Origin of the sequence: Occallatibacter sp. (assembly GCF_049802275.1) — a bacterium.
GTDB lineage: Bacteria > Acidobacteriota > Terriglobia > Terriglobales > Acidobacteriaceae > Telmatobacter.
This window is the reverse complement of record NZ_JBARMD010000704.1, coordinates 1-3223: the sequence shown is the minus strand read 5'-3', so window position 1 is coordinate 3223 and position 3223 is coordinate 1. Positions and strand designations below refer to the sequence as shown.

Sequence of the window (3223 nt, the reverse complement as noted above, 5' to 3'; positions counted from 1 at the left end):
GCCATTAGCAGCACACAATCCTCCGCTGCATGTGCCGGAGGATTGGTTAGGCACTTTTCCCTGAGATGCTCTGGTTTCGACACCATGTGGGATGCCATGCCGCGTGGCAGCCTTTTCTCCAGTTAGGAGATGACGGGGGCGTAGCCGGAGGCCTACGTGGCAATTAGACTCAGGCGTGAATTCTGGGTGGCATCATCCGCAGGGATTGGATCATGCAGAATCACGTTAATCAGGGATTTATGCACCCGAATGCGCCCGTTGTATTCAATGAAGCCGAGCCTGCGAAAGCGATTCATGAAGAAGCTAACTCGGGACCGTGTTGTGCCGATCATTTCCGCGAGGGTCTCCTGTGAAATGTTGGGAATCAGTGCTTCCGGATCGCCCTGCTCGCCGAATTCGGCCATGAGCAAAAGAATCCTGGCTAAACGCCTTTCACTGTCGTTAAAGAGCTGATCGACCAGATCGGCCTGAATCCGCATGCTGCGCTCCAATAGGAATTTCATGAACAGGTCCGAGAACTCATGCTCTTCGTGCATGACCCGGATCATCTCTTCTCGTTTGATCTTGAGAGCCGTACAGGCGGTGATGGCAGCGGCGGATGCCAGACGCAGCCCAGGTATCGCTGCGAGTGCTTCTTCTCCCACGAAGGCGTGCGGGGCCAGGAGCGCAATGGTGGCTTCCTTACCGACTCTGGAAACGATGGAGACTCTTGCGCGACCTTTTTGAAGATAGAAGACGGAATCGGCGGGATCGCCCTGAGAAAAGAAGAACTCTTTTGGTTGCAGACGAACTATTCTCCGACCAAGCCCTGCGCGGGCCAGAAAGGCTGCTGAATCGAATACATGGGGAGCAGGAAGAACCATCTCTGCCATCTTTCGGCGATGCTACTTCGCACGGCAACGAACCAACAGAACTGTCACCAACGCCTCATTCCGAGTATGTCGGGAGTGAACTGCAATGATTATAGATCTTATGTCGGATAGCGGACAAAGAACTTTTCAGCGTTCTTTGGGTATTTCTCGGCCATAATCACGACTGCTCGACGGAATCCTCCGAAGATTGTCGGCTCGGCGCACGCTGAGATCGACGGCGTAATCAGGAAAGACCATATCGCATACATGATCTTGCTCATGTTGATAGTGGATCAGCTTGACGCTCGTCGGTCTTTAGGCACTCCTTTGGGTCTCCGTGGCCGAGACAGCATTGCGTTCCTCAGTTCTGGTTGGGGGATCGCCACAATCGAAACAACCTCGACATGAAGGCGCTTCCGACCGACTTCAGCTCGACGCGCTTCCAGGATTCGAGAAAATCGGTTGGGGTCTCTCCACTGTGTCCTTTTCATACTCGGAGTCCCCGCGAATCCCGTTTGGACGGTTCAGGAACTGGTGCAGATGGAGCCGTAATCGATTTTGGATTGGTTAACTCGGGCCGCGCATCCCATTTCCTCTTCGGCCTCATGTGCAGTAGTTCTTCCACTACATACCCGGCAGACGTTCCGTCCGAGAATGCCACAATGATTCCATCTTCCCCGTCTTGCTCCACGGCTCGAATCTGAATTAGGTTGACCATGAGACAAGATACCCGCGCCCGGCCCGGTGAATCCGTTCAATTTTGAACATCTCACTTCAAATTGACGATCCGCCAGCGTGCTGCGCAGTCAAACAGCTATAGTTCGTCCGTCTGTCGCAGAATACGCATCGACCCTGTCGAGGATTTCTTGGGCTTCTTCGGCGGGCGAGCCTGATGGGCTGATGAACCGCCCACGCCTAGCACGATGAACAAGAGGAACATTCAATCCGAGCCACGCCAGGAACAGCCGTAGGCAACTGGGAGTGCGATGTGAATCATAGCGCTAATCCGCCCATAGCCCGGATAGCGAGCGGCCTTGACTGGCCTGATACATCCTTACGGGGTCGCACTTGTGCATCGACTCGTGAGGTGGTAGCTCAGATTCGTTGTCGGCGGAGGCCACGGTTGCATAACAGACGGAGCAGATTGAGTCGAAACTGCCGTCATCATTTTTTCGGTGTGGAAAATGAGGCCTTAGCAAAGCGGCCATGGAGGACCTCCTTCTGCTTTTGTGGGGGCTCACTTGGGCGGCAGAATACCCAAGTCTGCGCGATGCGTCTGTCCAATATTGCTCACTTACGCGATCTGGCTTTGTTGGAAGGTCACTGTCACAGATGGCACAAATCTCCCGCTACTCGCAACAGTGGCCGACAGTCGAGATAAGGCGGGACGGGGCCGAATCCACCGACGCTCTGCATGAAGTCTGGCGGATCATGTATCTTCTGCAGGCGATACGGCGGGAATAGTTCTAGAATCAACTCCGAGAGCGTTGCCGATTTGTTTTAAACAGTCAGAAGATCAATCATGGCAGAATTTGAAGAAAGAGACGTAGCAGAGTCAGACCCTAGTCAGTACTCTGCTTCTTCTGAGCACAAGAGCTTGGCGATAGGTGCCGGATTCCTATTTGCGATAGGTTTGGCAATCTGGCTCGGTTGGTATGGGTGGAGATATTTAAAACGCAATGGATGGATTGAACAAACTCGCGTGATTGACGTGCACATGAGAGGGGACTGGATTCTAGGCGAATACCGACCCTGTCAGACGGATGGCCGCGCCGATGTTCTGTTTTGCCCAAATCCAGTCGAATCGCAGACTTCCTCGGCAACAACGGAGCAGATGCCAAGGTCCTTTTCTGTCGGGTTTTACGGGAAGATAACCGGAAACAAGGGGGAAACTCTGAGATGGATTTGCAAGCGAGAAACTGACACCATCAGTTGCCACGCCGTCCGATAAGGAACTGAACGTCGTTAGGACCGAGGGTGAAACCGTAGGGACCCTAAATAGAAAATGGCATAAATTGGCATGAATCGGCCTCGGGAAAAGACGAATCTATCCAACCCCTCCAGAGGGAACCGAATGCATGGTTTTCAAGTGTCCCGAGTGGTGTCCTTTAATTGACTATTCAGGGCACATTGGATGTGCTGGCAAACGGTGATTGAGAACTCGCCGGGACGGCGGGAGAGAGAGAATTGCTAATCCAAAGTTGTCTGGTTTCGGACATTGGAGCCTTTCCTCGCTTCATTGCAGGGCTTTCTTTATCTGCAGTTGTGAATTGTCCGTAAGCGTCCCGATCTCCCCTCTTGACTTGGCTGAGGAGTGATCGTCGAAGTGCCCACTACCTTTTTGGTGGACACCTGATGAGTGTGTCTAAGCG

2 protein-coding genes are annotated in these 3223 nt (G+C 53.1%); both read right to left on the bottom strand.

The genetic code is table 11. The annotated features are described in order from the left end of the window. Positions 1-152: 152 nt before the first annotated feature. Entirely contained in the window at positions 153-872 is a 720-nt protein-coding gene (locus WA354_RS23695; protein ID WP_472815495.1) for a Crp/Fnr family transcriptional regulator, read from the bottom strand. Between the two features lie 98 nt (positions 873-970). Next, positions 971-1120, bottom strand: coding sequence for a hypothetical protein (locus WA354_RS23690; RefSeq protein WP_472815494.1), 150 nt, complete (start codon positions 1118-1120; stop codon positions 971-973). Positions 1121-3223: the final 2103 nt, after the last annotated feature.

Excerpts from the sequence above, each read along its gene's own strand:
- WA354_RS23690 (WP_472815494.1), bottom strand. The coding sequence starts at position 1,120 with ATGTATGCGATATGGTCTTTCCTGATTACGCCGTCGATCTCAGCGTGC.
- WA354_RS23695 (WP_472815495.1), bottom strand. The coding sequence starts at position 872 with ATGGCAGAGATGGTTCTTCCTGCTCCCCATGTATTCGATTCAGCAGCC.